Origin of the sequence: Pseudomonas sp. REST10 (genome assembly GCF_029542605.1) — a bacterium.
GTDB classification, from domain to species: Bacteria; Pseudomonadota; Gammaproteobacteria; order Pseudomonadales; family Pseudomonadaceae; genus Aquipseudomonas; species Aquipseudomonas khazarica.
In genome coordinates this window covers 5,040,594-5,059,181 of sequence record NZ_CP035677.1, presented here as the reverse complement: position 1 = coordinate 5,059,181, position 18,588 = coordinate 5,040,594, and the positions used below count along the sequence as shown (strand labels likewise).

Annotated in this window: 19 protein-coding genes; 18 read left to right on the top strand and 1 reads right to left on the bottom strand. The window is 66.3% G+C overall.

Annotation, left to right across the window (positions count from 1 at the left end; all coding sequences use genetic code 11):
* Positions 1 to 263 precede the first annotated feature (263 nt).
* From EWH21_RS23900 to EWH21_RS23835, 14 genes are all read left to right on the top strand, one after another.
* Complete coding sequence (locus tag EWH21_RS23900) at positions 264 to 1,673, top strand: sigma-54 dependent transcriptional regulator (protein WP_134677617.1); 1,410 nt, start codon at positions 264 to 266, stop codon at positions 1,671 to 1,673.
* A gap of 12 nt (positions 1,674 to 1,685) precedes the next feature.
* The gene (locus EWH21_RS23895; RefSeq protein ID WP_277699495.1) at positions 1,686 to 2,021 is read left to right on the top strand and encodes a flagellar hook-basal body complex protein FliE; all 336 of its coding nucleotides are present in this window, start codon (positions 1,686 to 1,688) and stop codon (positions 2,019 to 2,021) included.
* A gap of 20 nt (positions 2,022 to 2,041) precedes the next feature.
* A complete protein-coding gene (gene fliF / locus EWH21_RS23890) occupies positions 2,042 to 3,721 on the top strand; it encodes a flagellar basal-body MS-ring/collar protein FliF (RefSeq protein WP_277699494.1) in 1,680 nt (559 codons plus the stop codon).
* Complete coding sequence (locus tag EWH21_RS23885) at positions 3,696 to 4,760, top strand: FliG C-terminal domain-containing protein (RefSeq protein ID WP_037051085.1); 1,065 nt, start codon at positions 3,696 to 3,698, stop codon at positions 4,758 to 4,760. Before fliF ends, EWH21_RS23885 begins: the two co-directional genes overlap by 26 nt.
* 1 nt (position 4,761) lies before the next feature.
* Complete coding sequence (gene fliH / locus EWH21_RS23880; protein WP_277699493.1) at positions 4,762 to 5,454, top strand: flagellar assembly protein FliH; 693 nt, start codon at positions 4,762 to 4,764, stop codon at positions 5,452 to 5,454.
* A gap of 18 nt (positions 5,455 to 5,472) precedes the next feature.
* Positions 5,473 to 6,789, top strand: a complete 1,317-nt coding sequence (gene fliI / locus EWH21_RS23875) for a flagellar protein export ATPase FliI (RefSeq protein ID WP_037051087.1) — start codon at positions 5,473 to 5,475, stop codon at positions 6,787 to 6,789.
* The gene (locus EWH21_RS23870) at positions 6,786 to 7,211 is read left to right on the top strand and encodes a flagellar FliJ family protein (RefSeq protein WP_037051089.1); all 426 of its coding nucleotides are present in this window, start codon (positions 6,786 to 6,788) and stop codon (positions 7,209 to 7,211) included. Before fliI ends, EWH21_RS23870 begins: the two co-directional genes overlap by 4 nt.
* A 97-nt stretch (positions 7,212 to 7,308) precedes the next feature.
* Positions 7,309 to 7,587 carry a flagellar biosynthesis anti-sigma factor FlgM gene (gene flgM, locus EWH21_RS23865; RefSeq protein ID WP_277699492.1) on the top strand — a complete coding sequence of 93 codons (279 nt, stop codon included), beginning with the start codon at positions 7,309 to 7,311 and terminating at the stop codon, positions 7,585 to 7,587.
* Positions 7,584 to 8,030, top strand: a complete 447-nt coding sequence (gene flgN / locus EWH21_RS23860; RefSeq protein ID WP_037051093.1) for a flagellar export chaperone FlgN — start codon at positions 7,584 to 7,586, stop codon at positions 8,028 to 8,030. Before flgM ends, flgN begins: the two co-directional genes overlap by 4 nt.
* Before the next feature lie 59 nt (positions 8,031 to 8,089).
* Positions 8,090 to 8,641, top strand: coding sequence for a chorismate lyase (locus tag EWH21_RS23855; protein WP_179555208.1), 552 nt, complete (start codon positions 8,090 to 8,092; stop codon positions 8,639 to 8,641).
* A gap of 162 nt (positions 8,642 to 8,803) precedes the next feature.
* Positions 8,804 to 9,694, top strand: coding sequence for a 4-hydroxybenzoate octaprenyltransferase (ubiA, locus tag EWH21_RS23850; protein WP_277699491.1), 891 nt, complete (start codon positions 8,804 to 8,806; stop codon positions 9,692 to 9,694).
* A 179-nt stretch (positions 9,695 to 9,873) separates the two neighbouring features.
* On the top strand, positions 9,874 to 10,563 hold the full coding sequence (gene phoB / locus EWH21_RS23845; protein ID WP_003242584.1) for a phosphate regulon transcriptional regulator PhoB: 690 nt from the start codon (positions 9,874 to 9,876) through the stop codon (positions 10,561 to 10,563).
* A gap of 242 nt (positions 10,564 to 10,805) precedes the next feature.
* Positions 10,806 to 12,125: a phosphate regulon sensor histidine kinase PhoR gene (gene phoR, locus EWH21_RS23840; protein ID WP_277699490.1), complete on the top strand. Its 1,320-nt coding sequence runs from the start codon at positions 10,806 to 10,808 to the stop codon at positions 12,123 to 12,125.
* A 62-nt stretch (positions 12,126 to 12,187) separates the two neighbouring features.
* Complete coding sequence (locus EWH21_RS23835; protein WP_277699489.1) at positions 12,188 to 13,528, top strand: hemolysin family protein; 1,341 nt, start codon at positions 12,188 to 12,190, stop codon at positions 13,526 to 13,528.
* On the opposite strand, the gene EWH21_RS23830 is transcribed toward EWH21_RS23835, so the two are convergent.
* Positions 13,515 to 14,669 (bottom strand): BCCT family transporter, encoded by a 1,155-nt coding sequence (locus tag EWH21_RS23830; RefSeq protein ID WP_277699488.1) that lies wholly within the window; start codon positions 14,667 to 14,669, stop codon positions 13,515 to 13,517. The genes EWH21_RS23835 and EWH21_RS23830 overlap by 14 nt on opposite strands.
* Before the next feature lie 279 nt (positions 14,670 to 14,948).
* Between EWH21_RS23830 and EWH21_RS23825 the strand changes: the two genes are divergently transcribed.
* From EWH21_RS23825 to EWH21_RS23810, 4 genes are all read left to right on the top strand, one after another.
* Positions 14,949 to 16,442, top strand: coding sequence for an acetyl-CoA hydrolase/transferase family protein (locus EWH21_RS23825; RefSeq protein ID WP_047587232.1), 1,494 nt, complete (start codon positions 14,949 to 14,951; stop codon positions 16,440 to 16,442).
* A 120-nt stretch (positions 16,443 to 16,562) separates the two neighbouring features.
* Positions 16,563 to 16,730, top strand: a complete 168-nt coding sequence (locus EWH21_RS23820; RefSeq protein ID WP_037051106.1) for a rubredoxin — start codon at positions 16,563 to 16,565, stop codon at positions 16,728 to 16,730.
* A 140-nt stretch (positions 16,731 to 16,870) separates the two neighbouring features.
* Complete coding sequence (locus tag EWH21_RS23815; protein ID WP_277699487.1) at positions 16,871 to 18,019, top strand: FAD-dependent oxidoreductase; 1,149 nt, start codon at positions 16,871 to 16,873, stop codon at positions 18,017 to 18,019.
* Between the two features lie 188 nt (positions 18,020 to 18,207).
* Complete coding sequence (locus EWH21_RS23810; RefSeq protein ID WP_003242571.1) at positions 18,208 to 18,480, top strand: HU family DNA-binding protein; 273 nt, start codon at positions 18,208 to 18,210, stop codon at positions 18,478 to 18,480.
* The last annotated feature ends 108 nt before the right edge of the window (positions 18,481 to 18,588 follow it).

The following is an 18,588-nucleotide window of genomic DNA, read 5'->3' as shown; positions in this document are numbered from 1 at the left end:
GTTTTTGATAGCGGCTGGCCAGCATTGATAGGAAATAACAGCAAGTAATTCGGCGATTTTTTGTGCGCTTGTTAACGTTCGCGCCGTGAACCGTCGCACCCAGGGAAGGTGCATCGGCAAGTTCCGCCGAGTTGACCAACAAGAGCGACGGGAAGTTTCGAAAGATTAAGGGACCGCGTGAAAAAAACTGTCATCGAGTTGGCAGTTTTGCACACGGGGTCGAAGGCAGCCGCCGAACGCACACAGACAACGGGTGATTTACCTTGCAGCACTCAACTCAAACGGTAAGTTACGCCTGCGACGAGCTGTTCGATGAACAGCTGGGGCAGCAACATATAGTCGTGGTCGGCCAGGCCGACGCGGCCAGCGAGCGTCTGTTGACGGGCGGTCTGCTGCGCCAGGGCTTCCGTGTCCGGCGTTTCGCCAACTGCCTTGAACTCGACCCGCATGCGCTGCAAGGCGCCAGCCTGGTGCTGGTGTTCGTCAGCAGCCTGGCCGGCAGCACCCTTTATGCACAGGTGGGCGCGATCCTGCGCCAGGTCGGTCGCGTCGGCGTGGTGCCGGTGGTGGAGTATGCCGATCAGGAGAAGGCCGCGACGCTGCTCGAACTGGGTTGCGTCGACTACCTCCTGGCACCCTTCAGCGAGGCTCAGCTCAGCGCACTGTTGCGTCGCCAGGAATCGGCCAGCGCCGGCGAGGAAGGTTTCGTCTCCTGCTCGCAGGCCGGGCGTCGTCTGCTGGCCATGGCGCAACGCGTGGCGATGACTCGTGCGCCGATTCTCATCACCGGGGAGACCGGCACCGGCAAGGAACTGATGGCGCGCTACATCCATCGCTTTTCGGCCCAGGACGACGCGCCCTTCATCGCGGTCAACTGTGCGGCGATTCCCGAGCAGATGCTCGAGTCCATCCTCTTCGGCCACGAGAAAGGCGCCTTCACCGGCGCGGTGAACGCCCAGCCCGGCAAGTTCGAACTGGCCAACGGCGGCACGCTGCTGCTCGACGAGATCGGCGAGTTGCCGCTGGGCCTGCAGGCCAAGCTGTTGCGCGTGCTGCAGGAGCAGCGCGTCGAACGCCTCGGTGGACGTCGCGAGATCGCCCTGGACGTGCGCATCATCGCCGCCACCAACCGCGACCTGCAGCAGGAAGTGGCGCAAGGGCGTTTCCGTGCCGACCTGATGTTCCGCCTCGATGTGCTGCCACTGCACATCAGCCCGCTGCGCGAGCGCAAGGAAGATGTGCTGGCGCTGGCGCGACGTTTCATCCGCCAGTACGCGCCGCAGGATGCGCGCCACGAACTGCTGACCGAGGACGCCTGCCGCGCGCTGCTGGCTCACGACTGGCCGGGCAACGTGCGCGAACTGGAGAACTGCCTGCAGCGCGCGCTGATCCTGCGCAACGGGCTGTACATCCAGGCGCAGGACCTGGGCCTGAGCCTGCCGCCCAGCAGCGCCCCGGAGCCGGCGCCACGCCTGCAGCCACAGGCGCTCGAAGGCGGCAAGGCGGCGCTGCGCGCAAGCGGCAAGTGGGCCGAGTACCAGCATGTGATCGACACCATCCGCCGTTTCGGCGGGCACAAGACCAAGGCCGCCGAAAGCCTTGGCATGACCCCACGCGCACTGCGCTATCGCCTCAATGCCATGCGTGAGCAGGGCGTGCAGATTCCCGTTTAGGAGAAGCAAAGGATGAACTCGATCAGTCAGGTGCAGCAGGATCTGCTGGGCCGTATGGAACAGCTCAGAAACCTCAGCGAGGCGACCCCGGTCCAGCCGGCGCAAGCCTTTGCCGTGCAGCCCGGCGAGGCGGGTTTCGCCGCTGCCTTCGACGATGCGGTGCGCGCCGTGGACGCTCAGCAGCATCGCTCCGGCGAACTGATGGCGGCCGTGGACAGCGGGCAGAGCGATGACCTGGTGGGGGCGATGATCGAGAGCCAGAAGGCCAGCGTCTCGTTCAGTGCGCTGATGCAGGTGCGCAACAAGCTGGCCAGCGCCTTCGACGACATCATGAAGATGCCGCTGTAAGCGGAGCGGAGACCTGACGCGTGCTGCAGACCCTGAGAAGCAAACTGCCCGAAGGCGGGCTGAAACTCGACCCGCGCATGACCCTGGCCGGGCTGGCGCTGTTGGCCGCGCTGCTGGCGGTCGGCGTGGTGTTCTATCTCTGGCGCGACCAGGGTTCGTTCCGGCCGCTGTACGGCAGCGGCGAGGCCTACCCGGCGGCCGAAGTGATGCAGGTGCTCGATGGCGATGCGATCAGCTACCGCCTGCACCCGCAGAGCGGCCAGGTGCTGGTGCGCGAGGACCAGCTGAGCCAGGCGCGCATGCTGCTGGCGGCCAAGGGCGTACAGGTCAAGGTGCCGGCCGGCTACGAGCTGTTCGACAAGGACGAACCGCTGGGCACCAGTCAGTTCGTCCAGGACGTGCGCCTCAAGCGCAGCCTAGAGGGCGAACTGGCGCGCACGGTGATGGCGCTGAAGGGCGTCGAGGGCGCGCGCGTGCACCTGGCGCTGCAGGAAAGCAGCTCCTTCGTGGTCGGCAAGCGCGAGCCGGGCAAGGCCTCGGTGATGCTGCAACTGGCACCGGGCTACAAGCTGACGCCGGAGCAGATCAGCGCCATCGTCAATCTGGTCGCCGGCAGCGTACCGCAGCTGGAGGCGGGCAACGTGCAGGTGGTCGACCAGTACGGTGCGCTGCTGTCCCGCGGGATCGATAGCCACGGCGGCCCGGTGCAGAACTGGCAGGTGGTCGACGACTACCAGAGCAAGGCGGTGGCCAATGCCGAGGCGGTGCTGGCGCCGGTGCTGGGGGGCGGCAACTACCGCATCAGCGTGGCCGCCGACATCGACTTCAGCCAGAAGGAAGAGACCTTCCAGTCCTACGGCGAGACACCGCGCCTGCGCAACGAAGTGCTGCGCGACGAGAGCGTGCTCGACCAGCTGGCGCTGGGGGTGCCGGGGTCGCTGGCCAACCGCCCGCCGCAACCGGCGCCCGAGCCGGCCCCGGGGCAGGCCGCAAATGAGCAGGACAGCGCGAACAAGGCGGCGACCTCGCTGCGCAAGGAGTCCAACCGCCAGCTGGATTACGACCAGAGCGTCACGCACGTCAAGCATGCGCCGTTCAGCCTGCGCCAGCAGAGCATCGCCGTGGTGCTCAATGCCGCCGTGGCCCCGGAGGGCGGCTGGACACCCGAGGCGCGCGAGGAACTCGCAGCGATGGTCAAGAGTGCGGTGGGCTTCAACCAGGCGCGTGGCGACCTGCTGACCCTGAGCGTGTTCCCCTTCACCGAGGCCGGCCTGGCGACTGCGGCGGGCGAGGCCCTGCCCTGGTGGCAGGACGCCAAGGTGCATGACCTGGCCAAGCTCGGCGTGTTCGCCCTGATCAGCCTGTTGCTCCTGCTGCTGGTGGTGCGTCCGGCCGTGCGCAGCCTGAGCCAGCGCAGCCAGCCTGGGCTGCCTGCGGCGAGCGAGGGCGACGAGCAGCTCGCCCTGCAGGCCGAACGCGCCGCCGAGCGCCTGCTGGCGCGGGTGGGTGACGACGCGCCTGGGGCCACCGTGCTCGGTGAGCTCAGCCCGTTGTCGGAAATCCGTCTGCCGGCGCCCGGTTCGGGCCTGGAGCTACAGATCGAACACCTGCAGATGCTGGCCAAGAACGATCCCGAGCGCGTCTCGGAAGTCATCAAACAGTGGATAGGGCGCAATGAACGAGACCTCAACCCAGCCTGACGGCCGCGGCGGTTCCACCGCCAAGGAAATGCGCCTGCGCGTGCAGAAGCGTTCGTTGAGCTCCTCCGAGCAGGCCGCCATTCTCATGTTGAGCATGGGCGACGAGATTTCCGCCGGGGTGCTCAGGCACTTCTCCCGCGAGGAAATCGTCGCCATCAGCCAGGCCATGGCGCGCCTGTCCAACGTCAAGCAGCCGATGGTCTCCGACGTCATCGGCCGCTTCTTCGAGGACTACAAGGAGCAGAGCAGCATCAAGGGCGCCTCGCGTGGCTACCTCGACGGCATGCTCAGCAAGGCGCTGGGCAGCGAGATCACCCGTTCGCTGCTGGACAGCATCTATGGCGAGGAGATCCGCGCCAAGATGGCCAAGATGGAGTGGCTCGACCCGAAGCAGTTCGCCGCGCTGATCGCCAAGGAACACGCGCAGATGCAGGCGGTGTTCCTCGCCTTCCTGCCGCCCGGCATGGCCAGCGACGTGCTCGAGTGCATGCCGCGCGAGCGGCAGGACGAGCTGCTGTACCGCATCGCCAACCTCAGCGAGGTCAACAGCGACGTGATCGCCGAGCTGGAGCTTCTGATCGAGCGCAGCCTGGCCGTGCTCAGCACCCAGGGTTCGCAGGTGCGCGGCATCAAGCAGGCAGCGGACATCATGAACCGCTTCAAGGGTGACCGCGGGCAGATGTTCGAGCTGTTGCGCGCGCATGACGATCAGCTGGTCGAGCGCATCGAGGATGAAATGTACGACTTCTTCATCCTTTCGCGGCAGAACCAGGACGTGCTGCAGGCGCTGCTCGAAGCCGTGCCGCTGGAGGAGTGGGTGGTCGCGCTCAAGGGCGCCGAGCCGGAGCTGGTGCGCGCCATTGCTGGCGCCATGCCCAAGCGCCAGGCGCAGCAGATGGAGTCGATCAACCGCCGCCAGGGCCCGGTGCCGCTGAGCCGGGTCGAGCAGGTGCGCAAGGACATCATGGCGGTGGTGCGCGAGATGTCGGCCAATGGTGAGCTGCAGGTGCAGCTGTTCCGCGAACAGACGGTGGAATGAGATGACGCTCAAGGTGATCAATGGCGACGCCCGGCAGTGGCGTGCCTACCGCTTCCCGCCGCGCAGCAGCCAACCGAGCGAGGACTGGAGCGGCGATCCGGCCGGGCTGCAGCGGGCCATGGCTGATGGTTTCCAGCAGGGTATCGAGAAGGGCTATCAGGACGGTCTGCAACAGGGCGAGGAGGCCGGGCGCCAGGCCGGTTTCGAGCAGGGCCGCGAGGATGGCATGAAACTCGGCCGCGACGAGGGGCGCAGCGAGGGGCGCCGCGCCTTCGAGCTGGCGGCGCAGCCGCTGCAGGCCATCAGCGAGCAGGTCGAGCACTACCTCGGCGAACTGGAGCGCAAGCGGCGCCAGGAACTGCTGGAGCTGGTCAGGAAGGTCTCGCAGCAGGTCATTCGCTGCGAGCTGACCCTGCATCCGACGCAACTGCTGGCGCTGGTCGAGGAGGCCCTGAGCGGCATGCCGGGCGAGCCGGAAGATGTTCAGGTGCTGCTGAGCCCCGAGGAGTACGCGCGGATCAGGTCGGTGGCGCCGGAACGTGCCGCGGGCTGGAAGCTGGTGGCCGACGAGCGCCTGGCGCTCGGCGAATGCCGGGTGGTCACGCCACAGGCCGAGGCCGACGTCGGCTGCCAGCAGCGCCTGGATGCCTGCATCGACACCCTGGCCGAACACCTGCACCTGACCGAAGCCTGACCGGGAGCCGTCGCCAGCATGCTCGACTACAAACTCGACGAAGCGCTGCGCTCGCTCGATGGCGTGCAACTGGCCAAGGTGGCCGGGCGCCTGGTGCGGGTCTCCGGGATGTTGCTGGAAAGCCTCGGCTGCCAGCGTAGCACCGGCCAGCGCTGCCGTGTGGAGCAGGCCGACGGCAGCCTGCTGGACGCCCAGGTGGTCGGTTTCAACCGCGATATCACCTACCTGATGCCGTTCAAGAAACCGGTCGGCCTGGCGGCTGGCTCGCGGGTCTTCCCGGCCAAGGACGAGGCGGTGCTGCACATCGACGAGTCCTGGCTGGGGCGGGTGGTCAATGGCCTCGGCGAGCCACTCGACGAGCGCGGCAAGCTCAGTGGTCGCGATCCGTTGCCGGTCGAGCTGCCCAGCGTCAACCCGCTCAAGCGCCGCCCGGTGGAGGCGGCGCTGGATGTCGGCGTGCGCGCCATCAATGGCCTGCTGACCCTGGGCAAGGGGCAGCGCGTCGGCCTGTTCGCCGGCTCCGGGGTGGGCAAGAGCGTGCTGCTGGGCATGATCACCCGGCAGACCAAGGCCGACGTGGTGGTGGTCGGGCTGATCGGCGAGCGTGGCCGCGAGGTGCAGGAGTTCATTCTCCACTCGCTAGGCGAAGAGGGCCTGCGCAAGGCCGTGGTGGTGGTGGCGCCGGCCAACGAATCACCCTTGATGCGGCTGAAGGCCACCGAGCTGTGCCACAGCATCGCCGCCTACTTCCGCGACCAGGGCCAGGACGTGCTGCTGCTGGTCGACTCGCTGACCCGCTATGCCATGGCCCAGCGCGAGATCGCCCTGGCGCTGGGCGAGCCGCCGGCGACCAAGGGTTATCCACCGTCGGTGTTCGGCATGCTGCCGGAGCTGGTGGAGAGTGCCGGCAACGGCGAGAGCGGCAGCGGCAGCCTCAGCGCCATCTACACCGTGCTGGCCGAGGGCGATGACCACCAGGACCCGATCGTCGACTGCGCACGGGCGATCCTCGATGGCCATATCGTGCTGTCGCGGCGCCTGGCCGATGTCGGGCATTACCCGGCCATCGACATCTCCGCCTCGGTCAGCCGCTGCATGAGCCAGGTCGGCGAGGCCGCGCACCTGGCCGCAGGCCGCCAGTTCAAGGAGTTCTACAGCACCTTCGAGAAGATCAAGGAGCTGATCCCGCTCGGCGGCTACACGCCGGGCATGGATGCCCGGACCGACCGCGCGGTGCAGCTGGCGCCGAGCCTCGAACGCTTCCTGCGCCAGGAGGTCGGCGTCGCCGCCGAGCTCGGCGCCAGCATCGCCACCTTGCAGAGCATCATCAAATGAAAGAGCAGCTAGAAGTGCTGGGGCGGCTGGCCAGCCTGCGTGGCAACCGGGTGCAGCAGATGCTCGGTCGGGTCAGTTATCAACAGAACCTGTGCCAGCGCTATCGCAACAACATCACCGGGCTCAGCCGCCTGTGCGGTTTCAGCGTGCCGATGACCACGCCGCTGCAGCGCGACAACCAGCAGCGCTACAAGGCCACGCTGTACAAGATGGTGGAGCTGCAGCGCCGCGAGCTGGCGCTGGCCGAGGAGAACCTGGCGCGTATCCAGCGCGAGTTGCTGACGGCCATGCGCAGCGAGAAGGTGATCAACCAGTTTCTCGAGAGCAAGCTGGGCCAGTGGCATGAGCTGCTTGCCCGCCAGGAACAGAAGATCCAGGATGGCCTGGCGGCGCAGGCCTGGTGGCGCGCCCAGGTCAGCTGACGGGCGGCGCCGCGAGATTATTTTTTGCGCCTGGGGTTTAAGTGCTGGCCGTATCGGGTCGCTCTTAGGCCATAACACCACGAGTTGGATTCGAATCATGGAAATCAGCAGGCACCTCAAGCCCGGTCTCAACCTGCCCAGCGACGTCCCTGCCAAGGTGCAGGGCGCGCGGCCGCAGCAGGAGACCCCCGCGCGCGCCAGTGCAGGCGCCGAGCCGCGTCTCGAACAGCTGCAGGCGGCGCTGCAGAGCCTGCCGGACGTCGATCTGGACAAGGTCGCCCAGCTCAGGGCGGCGCTGGCCAATGGCGAGCTGAGCAGCGACCCGGCGGCGCTGGCCAGCAGCATGCTGACCTATCACAGCGGTAGCGATGCGTGACCACAGCGCGTGAGCAACAGCTGCTTCAGGTCGTCGAGCAGGACCTGCATCAGGACTGCGCCGACTACCTCGCCCTGCGTGGGCTGATGCAGGAGCTGTATCAGCAGTTGCTCAAGCGCGACAGCCGGCAGATCGACCTGCTCAACGAGCAGATCCTGCCTCTGGTGGACCAGGCCAGGGCGCGGGCCGAGCGTCGCAGCAAGGTCCTGGCCGCCTTCCAGCTGGGTACCGGCCACAGCGCCATGCACAAGCTGCTGGCGCGCTATCCGCAGGCCCAGCGCAATCACCTTTCCCACACCTGGGAGCAGCTTGGCCTGCTGGCCGGGCAGTGCAAGCGCCTCAACGAGCGCAACGGCAAGCTGCTGGCCATGCACCACGAAATTCTCGAGCAGTTGCTCGGCGAGCCTGGAGCGGCTCAGCTGTACGCGCCGCCACCCTACTGAGGCAGCCCGGACGCAGCGTGGTAGACTCGCGCGCTTCCGATCCGTGGTGATTGTTCTCCGTGTCTCACGCCGCCCTCGCTCATCCTCCGCGCTGGTTGACCCAGGCCCAGTTGCATCCGCAACCGACTGCCGGTGTCCGCGACTGGCTGTTCAACGGTGACTCGCTGACACGCCGCCTGACGGCCCTGTCGCACGACGGCTTCTCCGTGACCCCGTTGCAGGAAGGCTGGCAGCGCCTGCGCAACGACGAGTGCGCTCTGCTCGGGGTGGCCGATGGCAGCCAGGGCTGGGTGCGCGAGGTCTACCTGCGTGGCCACGGGCAGCCCTGGGTCTTCGCCCGCAGCGTCGCGGCGCGCAGCGTGCTCGAAGGCTCCGGACTGAACCTGGCTGAACTGGGCAGCCGCTCGCTGGGCGAACTGCTGTTCAGCGACCGCGCCTTCGACCGCGGCGAGCTGCAGGCCTGTCGCTATCCGGCCGCCTGGTTGCCGCAGGCGGTGCGTGAAGAGCGCCTGTGGGCGCGGCGCTCCTGCTTCAGCCGCGCAGCGCTCGGCGTGCTGGTGGCCGAGGTCTTTCTGCCGGCGTTCTGGCAGGCGGCGGGTCTCGACGCGTAGGCCGCAGGCCCGCGCTGCGTCTGCCAGCAAGCGGCTGCGCAGCGCGCCACTGCCCGAAGGCATGGGCGTACCTGGCACCTGTAACGGTGGATGAGGACAGCGTCATCCACCCTGCGCCGCCAACCCCTTTATAATCCGCGCAACCTGCACGGAGACGCCGCGATGTACACCCGCCTGCTGCAATCGACCACCCGCCTGCACCCGCGTGCCTGGGACTTCATCCAGCTGATGCGCCTGGAAAAGCCCATCGGCATCTACCTCCTGCTATGGCCGACGCTGTGGGCGCTGTGGGTAGCGGGCGAGGGCGTGCCGAGCGTGAAGAACCTGTTCATCTTCGTCGTCGGCGTGATTCTGATGCGCGCCGCAGGGTGCGTGATCAACGACTACGCCGACCGCAACTTCGACGGCCATGTCAGCCGCACCAAGGCACGCCCGCTGGCCAGCGGCAAGGTCACTCCACGCGAAGCGCTCGTGCTGTTCGCCGTGCTGGTGGCGCTGAGTTTCGTGCTGGTGCTGTTCACCAATGCCACCACCATCTGGCTGTCCTTCGGCGGCCTGGTCCTGGCCGCCTGCTACCCCTTCATGAAGCGCTACACCTTCTACCCCCAGGTGGTGCTCGGCGCAGCGTTCTCCTGGGGCATGCCGATGGCCTTCACCGCCGAGACCGGCAGCCTGCCGCCCGAGGCCTGGCTGCTGTACATCGCCAACCTGCTGTGGACGGTGGCCTACGACACCTACTACGCGATGGCCGACCGCGAGGACGACCTGAAGATCGGGGTGAAGTCCACCGCCATCCTCTTCGGCGACGCCGACCGCCTGATCATCGCGACCCTGCAGGGCCTGGCGCTGCTCTGCCTGCTGCTGGCCGGTGCGCGCTTCGAACTGGGCCTGTACTTCCATCTTGGCCTGCTGGTGGCCGCTGCCTGCTTCGCCTGGGAGTTTCATGTGACCCGCCGCCGCGAGCCGCTGGTGTGCTTCAACGCCTTCCTGCACAACCACTGGGCGGGGTTGGCGATCTTCATCGGCATCGTGCTGGACTATGCCCTGCGCTGAGTGAGCGATAAGCATGCTGCGCTGGCGCTCAGCCTCGACGGTCGCTCCCGTTGACGGCGTGCGTCAGCTGGCGAAATCGCGACCCTGCTCCCGGCACTGCCGCGCGCTTGTCATATCGCTGCAATAATTCCGTTATCTAATGCGGCGCAGACAGATGAACGAACAGAGGCTAAGGCCCCATGGTTGGCAAGAACATCCTGATCGTCGATGACGAAGCACCGATCCGCGAAATGATCGCGGTGGCCCTGGAGATGGCCGGTTACGAGTGCCTGGAAGCGGAGAATACCCAGCAGGCCCATGCCGTCATCGTCGACCGCAAACCCGATCTGATCCTGCTTGACTGGATGCTGCCGGGTACCAGTGGCATCGAGCTGGCGCGCCGCCTGAAGCGCGACGAGCTGACCAGCGATATCCCGATCATCATGCTCACCGCCAAGGGTGAAGAGGACAACAAGATCCAGGGCCTGGAAGTCGGCGCCGACGACTACATCACCAAGCCCTTCTCGCCGCGCGAGCTGGTGGCGCGCCTCAAGGCCGTGCTGCGCCGGGCCGGCCCGAGCGACAGCGAGGCGCCGATCGAGGTCGGTGGCCTGCTGCTCGACCCGATCAGCCATCGCGTCACCATCGACGGCAAACCGGCCGAAATGGGGCCGACCGAATACCGCCTGCTGCAATTCTTCATGACCCATCAGGAGCGCGCCTATACCCGTGGCCAACTGCTCGATCAGGTCTGGGGTGGCAACGTCTACGTCGAGGAACGTACCGTCGACGTGCATATCCGTCGCCTGCGCAAGGCGCTCGGCGATGCCTACGAAAACCTGGTACAAACCGTGCGCGGGACTGGCTATCGTTTCTCCACCAAAGGCTGAGCCGCTGGTGCTGCGCGTCGGCCCTGCCGCGTCGAGAACAGGTCCGGCAGGCCGCGAGCGGCCAATGCAGTTTGGTGAGGCCCCTAAGGGCGAACGTGGTGAGTAATGCGCATGTACAGACGTACAATCGCCCGCGACGCCGAGCGTTCCTCAGTTGCCTGCGCGGGGGCGTCATCGGTATTGCATGGCTCCAGCTCGCACGCTCGTGAAGCTGCTGCTGCGAGCTCGCTCTTCAGACAAGGATGCGTTCCATCGTGAATCAAGACTGGCGTGGTGCCGTGGTGCGCCGGCTGTTGCTGCTGATCGGCGCCTGCCTGCTGCTGGGTTTCATCACCGGCGAATATGCCTGGGTGCTGGCGTGTGGCCTGGCCATTCACCTGGGCTGGACCCTCAGCCAGCTGTTGCGCCTGCACAAATGGCTGCGCGAGCACAAACCCGACGAACCGCCGCCGGACGGTTACGGCCTGTGGGGCGAGGTGTTCGACAGCATCTACCACCTGCAACGGCGCAACCAGAAGGCGCGTGGCCGCCTGCAGGCGGTAATCGACCGCGTGCAGGAGTCCACCGCTGCGCTCAAGGATGCGGTGGTGATGCTCGACAGTCAGGGCAACCTGGAATGGTGGAACCGTGCCGCCGAGACCCTGCTAGGCCTGAAAACGCCCCAGGACAGTGGCCAGCAGCTGGCCAACCTAGTGCGCGACCCGCGCTTCAAGGAGTACTTCGAGCGCGGCAACTATGCCGATGCCCTGGAGATTCCCTCGCCGGTCAACGACCGTCGGCGCCTGCAGTTCCATATCACCCGCTACGGTAACCGCGAGCATCTGCTGCTGGTGCGTGATGTCACCCGTCTCCATCAGCTGGAACAGATGCGCAAGGACTTCGTCGCCAACGTCTCCCACGAACTGCGCACGCCGCTGACGGTGATCGCCGGCTATCTGGAGACCCTGCTGGACAACGTCGAGGCGGTCAATCCGCGCTGGCTGCGTGCCCTGCAGCAGATGCAGCAGCAAGGCGCGCGCATGCAGACGCTGCTCAACGACCTGCTGCTGCTGGCCAAGCTGGAGGCCACGGACTATCCCTCGGACAATCAGCCGGTCGCGATCGACCTGATGCTGCTGTCAATCCGCAACGACGCCCAGGCGCTGTCAGCCGACCAGTTGCATCGCATCAGCCTGGAGGCTGATCCGCACCTCAAGCTCAAGGGCAGCGAGGCCGAACTGCGCAGCGCGTTTTCCAACCTGGTGTTCAACGCGGTCAAGTACACGCCGGCCGGCGGCGAGATCCGCATCCGCTGGTGGGGTGACGAGAAGGGCGCGCACCTGGCCGTCAGCGACACGGGCATGGGCATCGACGCCAAGCACCTGCCGCGCCTGACCGAGCGTTTCTACCGCGTCGACTCCAGCCGTGCCAGCAACACGGGCGGCACCGGACTGGGCCTGGCGATCGTCAAGCATGTGCTGCTGCGCCATCGCGGCAACCTGGAGATCGGCAGCGAGCTGGGCCGCGGCAGTACCTTCACCTGTCACTTCGCCCCGGCCCAGGTGGTGCAGCGCGCCCGCTGAATGCTTGCATTCGGCGCGGCGAGGCTCCACCCTCTAGCGATCATTGGCCAACCCGAACCTTCATGGACCCCTCCACGAGCCTCTCCGTTTCCACCTATCTCGCCGACTTCGGCCTCATGCTGTTCGCCCTGTTTCTGGTCCTGCTCAACGGCTTCTTCGTTGCCGCCGAGTTCGCCATCGTGCGCCTGCGTGCCACCAAGGTCGACGCGCTGGCCGAGGCGCATGGCTGGCGCGGGCACATCCTGCGCACCGTGCACAACCAGATGGACGCCTACCTCTCGGCCTGCCAGCTGGGCATCACCCTGGCTTCGCTGGGCCTGGGCTGGGTCGGTGAGCCGGCCTTCGCCGAGCTGCTGACGCCGCTGCTGGCGGCACTGGGTATCGATTCGCCGGCGCTGATCCACGGCATCGCTTTCTTCACCGCGTTCGCCATCATCTCCTACCTGCACATCGTCATCGGCGAGCTGGCGCCCAAGTCCTGGGCGATTCGCAAGCCGGAGCTGCTGTCGCTGTGGACGGCGGCGCCGCTGTACGCCTTCTACTGGCTGATGTACCCGGCGATCTTCGTCCTCAACGCCAGCGCCAACGCCATCCTGCGCATCGCCGGGCAGGGCGAGCCCGGCCCGCATCATGAACACCACTACAGCCGTGAAGAGCTGAAGCTGATCCTGCACTCCAGCCGCGCCAGCGCCGACAGCGACCAGGATCTGCGCGTGCTGGCCTCGGCCGTTGAACTGGGTGAGCTGGAAGTGGTGGACTGGGCCAACTCGCGCGAGGATCTGGTCTACCTGGAGCTCAACGCCAGCCTGGACCAGGTGTTCACCACCTTCCGCCGGCACAAGTACAGCCGCTATCCGATCTACGACGAGAGCAAGGAAGAGTTCGTCGGCGTGCTGCACATCAAGGACCTGCTGCTGCAGCTGTCGCTGCTGGAAATGCTGCCCTCGGCGCTCAAGCTCGGCGACATCATGCATCCCCTGGAGCGGGTCAGCCGGCACATGCCGCTGTCGCAGCTGCTCGAGCAGTTCCGCCAGGGCGGTGCGCACTTCGCGCTGGTCGAGGAAGCTGACGGCAAGGTCATCGGCTACCTGACCATGGAGGACGTGCTGGAGGCATTGGTCGGCGACATCCAGGACGAGCACCGCAAGGCCGAGCGCGGCATCCTGGCGTACCAGCCGGGCAAGCTGCTGGTACGCGGTGACACGCCGCTGGCCAAGGTCGAGCGCCTGCTGGGCGTCGACCTCGACCACATCGAGGCCGAGACCCTGGCCGGCCTGATCTACGAAACCCTCAAGCGCATGCCCGAGGAAGAGGAAGTGCTGGAGACCGACGGTCTGCGCATCATCGTCAAGAAGATGAAAGGCCCCAAGGTGGTGCTGGCCAAGGTCCTCAAGCTCGACTGACCGAGCGGCCGCCGATGCTCTGCAGGGCAGGGCGGCAGCGTAGCGCGAGCAGCCCCAGGGTGGCGGCATACAGGCCGATGACCGTCAGCCCGACCCATTGAATCTCGAACGGCGTGAAGCGGAACGTCAGCACCAGCGCGCCGAGCAGGACGAAGTGGCAGGCGATGAAGCGCGCACGCCCCAGGCGCTGCACGCTGAGCCCCAGGTTGTCGCTGTACAGGCGCACCAGGGAGTCCACCGAGTTGATCACGAAGATCACCCCGACCGCGAGCATCGCCAGCTTCCACAGCGGCGCGATGGCGATGCCATCGGTGAAGTAGTGGTAGAGCACGGCAAACCAGATCGCCAGGGGAATCGACGGGATGATCAGCAGCGCCAGCAGCAGCTGGTAGGTCTTCAGCCCGCCGACGAAGCGCGAGACGAATTGGCCGATCATGATGCTCCAGGCGAACCACCAGAACAGGTAGAAGGCGTGATAGTCGCTGAGCGGCACGACGAAGTGTGGCAGCTTGGCGAAGTAGCCGCTGCCGATATCGCCGGCCGCCCGGGCGAAGCTGTCCGGGCCGACCCCGCCGACGATGGCCATCGCCAGGATCAGGCCGAAGAACAGCCAGGTGGAGGCCACGCTGAGTACCTTCAGGTAGCGGATGTCGGTGCTGGAATAGATCGCGGCGAGCAGGATGGCGAGCACCGTCAGGTACTGCCAGGTTTCGCTGATCTCCGGCGCGTACCAGGCGATGTTGACCAGGAACAGGTACGCGGTGAAGGCGCAGGTGGAGACGATCACCAGGTTGTTCACCAGCTTCACCGGGCGCAGTTCGAACAGGCGCACCCTGGGCTCGATCACGCAGAAGTAGAAGGTGGTGATGAAGTACATGGCCCAGATCAGGAAGCCCCAGAAGCCGAAGGCGACCGCCAGCGGGTTGGAGAACTGGTAGGGCTGCTCGCTGGCGTAGATCGGGAATTCGGTCATCGGGAAGATGATCAGCCCCATGTCGAGCCCGGAGGTGAAGAGGATCGCCAGGAAGGTGAACAGGCCGACCGGCTCGCTGCCGGTGCAGCGCAGGCGACCCCAGCGCAACAGCACCCAGAGGGTCAGGCCGAGCAGCGCCAGGGACGCCGCACAAAGGACGAGGTTCATCGGTGCAAGCCTCTTGTTGTTATGGGTGAGCACGGCTTATCCGCTGCCGAGGCCTGGCGATACTGCCGAAGTCGGACCGCGTGGACATACGTGTGGGCGTCGGCCAGTGCTCCGATTGCGTCAGGCCGGAGATGGCACTTTGCTTCTGTCCGGCTGCCTCGAAATCCGACGAAAGGCCCGTTCTAGAGGGTTCAATCCTACTTTCGTGGTAGAGGCGCGAGGCAGTGCGGCCACTAGACTGCTCGCCCTCCGTGCTATCCCCGCCTGTCGAGGTTCCCGATGTATGCAGATCGTGTGCGCCAGCCTTCGCTGCTGGACAAGGTGATGACTGCGGCCGAGGCGGCCGCCCTGATCGAGGACGGCATGACCGTCGGCATGAGCGGTTTCACCCGTGCCGGCGAGGCCAAGGCGGTGCCGCTGGCGCTGGCTGAGCGTGCGCGCCAGGCCCCGCTGAGCATCAGCCTGATGACCGGCGCCAGCCTCGGCAACGACCTCGACAAGCAGCTGACCGAAGCCGGCGTGCTGGCCCGGCGCATGCCGTTCCAGGTCGATGCCACGCTGCGCAAGGCGATCAACGACGGCCGCGTGATGTTCATCGACCAGCACCTCTCCGAGACCGTCGAACAGCTGCGCAACCACCAGCTGAAGAAGCCCGACATCGCGGTGATCGAAGCGGTGGCCATCACCGAGCAGGGGCACATCGTGCCGACCACCTCGGTGGGCAACTCGGCCAGCTTCGCCATCTTCGCCGAGCGGGTGATCGTCGAGATCAATCTGGCGCACAACCCGAATCTGCAGGGCCTGCACGACATCTACATCCCCACCTACCGGCCGACGCGCACGCCGATCCCGCTGACCCGCGTCGACGACCGTATCGGCAGCACGGCGATCCCGATCCCGGCGGAGAAGATCGTCGCCATCGTGGTCAACGACCAGCCCGACTCGCCGTCCACCGTGCTGCCACCGGACGTCGAGACGCAGGCCATAGCCGACCACCTGATCGCCTTCTTCCAGCGCGAGGTCGATGCCGGGCGCATGAGCAACAGCCTCGGCCCGCTGCAGGCCGGTATCGGCTCGATCGCCAATGCGGTGATGTGCGGGCTGATCCATTCGCCATTCGAGAACCTGAGCATGTACTCGGAGGTGCTGCAGGACTCCACCTTCGACCTGTTCGATGCCGGCAAGCTGGCCTTCGCCTCAGGCAGCTCGATCACCCTCTCGGCGCGCCGCAATGCCGATGTGTTCGGCAATCTCGAGCGCTACAAGGAGCGCCTGGTGCTGCGCCCGCAGGAAATCTCCAACCACCCCGAGGTGGTGCGCCGCCTGGGCATCATCGGCATCAACACGGCGCTGGAGTTCGACCTGTACGGCAACGTCAACTCCACCCACGTCGGTGGCACCAGGATGATGAACGGCATCGGCGGCAGCGGCGACTTCGCCCGCAACGCCCACCTGGCGATCTTCGTCACCAAGTCGATCGCCAAGGGTGGGGCGGTGTCCAGCGTGGTGCCGATGGTCAGCCATGTCGATCACAGCGAGCACGATGTCGACATCCTGGTCACCGAGCAGGGGCTGGCCGACCTGCGTGGCCTGGCGCCGCGCGAACGCGCCCGGGCGGTGATCGACAACTGCGTGCATCCGGACTTCCGGGGGCCGCTCGGCGACTACTTCGAGCGCGCCTGTGCCCGTGGCGGGCACACCCCGCACATCCTTCGCGAAGCGCTGCAGTGGCACATCAACCTGGAGGAAACCGGGCGCATGCTGGCCGGCTGAGACGGGGCGCGCGCGCCGCGTCGATGGCCTATGCTCTGGCGTGCCCAACCTCCGACTGGCTAGCCAGTCGCGGTACGATCCAGTAGGGTGTGTCCGCCATCTCTCGAGGAGGCCTGTACCATGCGCAAGTGGCAATGCATCGTCTGCGGTTTCATCTACGACGAGGCTCTGGGGCTGCCCGAGGAGGGCATTGCACCCGGTACGCCCTGGGAAGACGTGCCGGCCGACTGGGTCTGCCCGGACTGTGGCGTGGGCAAGGTCGACTTCGAGATGATCGAGATCGTCTGAGGGGGCGCTGACAAATTGCTGCGTCTTGCCTGACCTTTGTCAGCTGCCTCCGAGTCTGGCCGCCGTTTCCAGCGGCTTCTCATTGATTCACGACGACGGCTGCCTGGCCGTCGTGTCGTTTTCGCCGCGAGGATTCATGCATGAGCGCACCCCTAGTGATCGTCGGTACCGGCCTGGCCGGCTACAACCTGGCCAAGGAGTGGCGCAAGCTCGACAGCGAGACGCCCCTGTTGCTGATCACCGCTGACGACGGGCGTTCCTACTCCAAGCCGATGCTGTCCACCGGCTTCGGCAAGAACAAGGACGCCGATGGCCTGGCCATGGCCGAGGTCGGCGCCATGGCCGAGCAGCTCAAGGCGGAGATCCGCACCCACACCCGCATCACCGGCATCGACCCGGGCCACAAGCGTCTGTGGATCGGCGAGGAGGCGGTGCCCTACCGTGACCTGGTGCTGGCCTGGGGCGCCGAGCCGATTCGCGTTCCGGTGGAGGGCGATGCCCAGGACACGATCTTCCCGATCAATGACCTCGAGGACTACGCCCGTTTCCGTGATGCCGTAGCCGGCAAGCGCCGGGTGCTGATTCTCGGGGCCGGCCTGATCGGCTGCGAATTCGCCAATGACCTCAGCGCGGGCGGCTATCAGGTGGAACTGCTGGCGCCCTGCGAGCAGGTGATGCCCGGCCTGTTGCACCCGGCGGCGGCCGCTGCGGTGCAGGCCGGCCTGGAGGGGCTGGGGGTGCGCTTCCACCTGGGCCCGGTGCTGGCCAGCCTGAACCACCAGGGCGATGCGTTGCAGGCCGTGCTGGCCGATGGCACGCAGATCGAGTGCGATGCGGTGGTCTCCGCCGTCGGCCTGCGCCCGCGTATCGCGTTGGCTGCTGCCGCCGGCCTCGACGTCAATCGCGGGGTGATGGTCGACCGTCAGCTGCGGACCTCGCACGCCAACATCCACGCGCTGGGTGACTGCGCCGAGGTCGATGGCCTCAACCTGCTCTACGTCATGCCGCTGATGGCCTGTGCCCGTGCCCTGGCCAAGACCCTGGCGGGCGAGCCGACCGCCGTCAGCTATGGGCCGATGCCGGTGACGGTGAAGACGCCGGTGTGCCCGCTGGTCGTATCGCCGCCGCCGCGCGACAGCCAGGGCGAGTGGACGGTCGAGGGTTCGGGGAGCGACATCAAGGCGCTCTGCCGCGATGCTTCCGGGGCGTTGCTGGGCTACGCGCTGACCGGTGCGGCGGTGCAGGAGAAACTGGCCCTGAACAAGGAACTGCCCGCGCTGCTGGCATGATTGCCTGTCGTTCTGTCGGATACGCCACGAAATTGCCTGACTAAACTGTCCTATGAGACTGGCGCGGTGCGATGCGGCATGCCATTCTCCCAAGGGTCTGCCGCAGCGCAGAGCTGTTGCGGCGCCTTGGGCGCTGTTCTGGAAGGACAGCACGGACACAACAACAAAAAACCGTCAAAGAGGCATCTATGCGTAAACCGGAACTCGCCGCCGCCATCGCCGAAAAGGCTGATCTGACCAAGGATCAGGCCAATCGTGTACTCAACGCCGTACTGGAAGAAATCACCGGCGCACTGAACCGCAAGGACAGTGTGACCCTGGTTGGCTTCGGTACTTTCGTCCAGCGTCATCGTGGCGCACGTACGGGCAAGAACCCGCAAACCGGCCAGCCGGTGAAGATCAAGGCCAGCAATACCGTTGCCTTCAAACCGGGCAAGTCCCTGAAAGACGCGGTCAACTGAGCCCATCGCCCGGAGCCGCTCGGCTCCGGGCTCCCCCTCCGCAGCCCGGCTGCGTCCTCGCCATTGCAGCCATGCTTTCGACAGGCTGTAGTCTTGCGAGAAAACCAC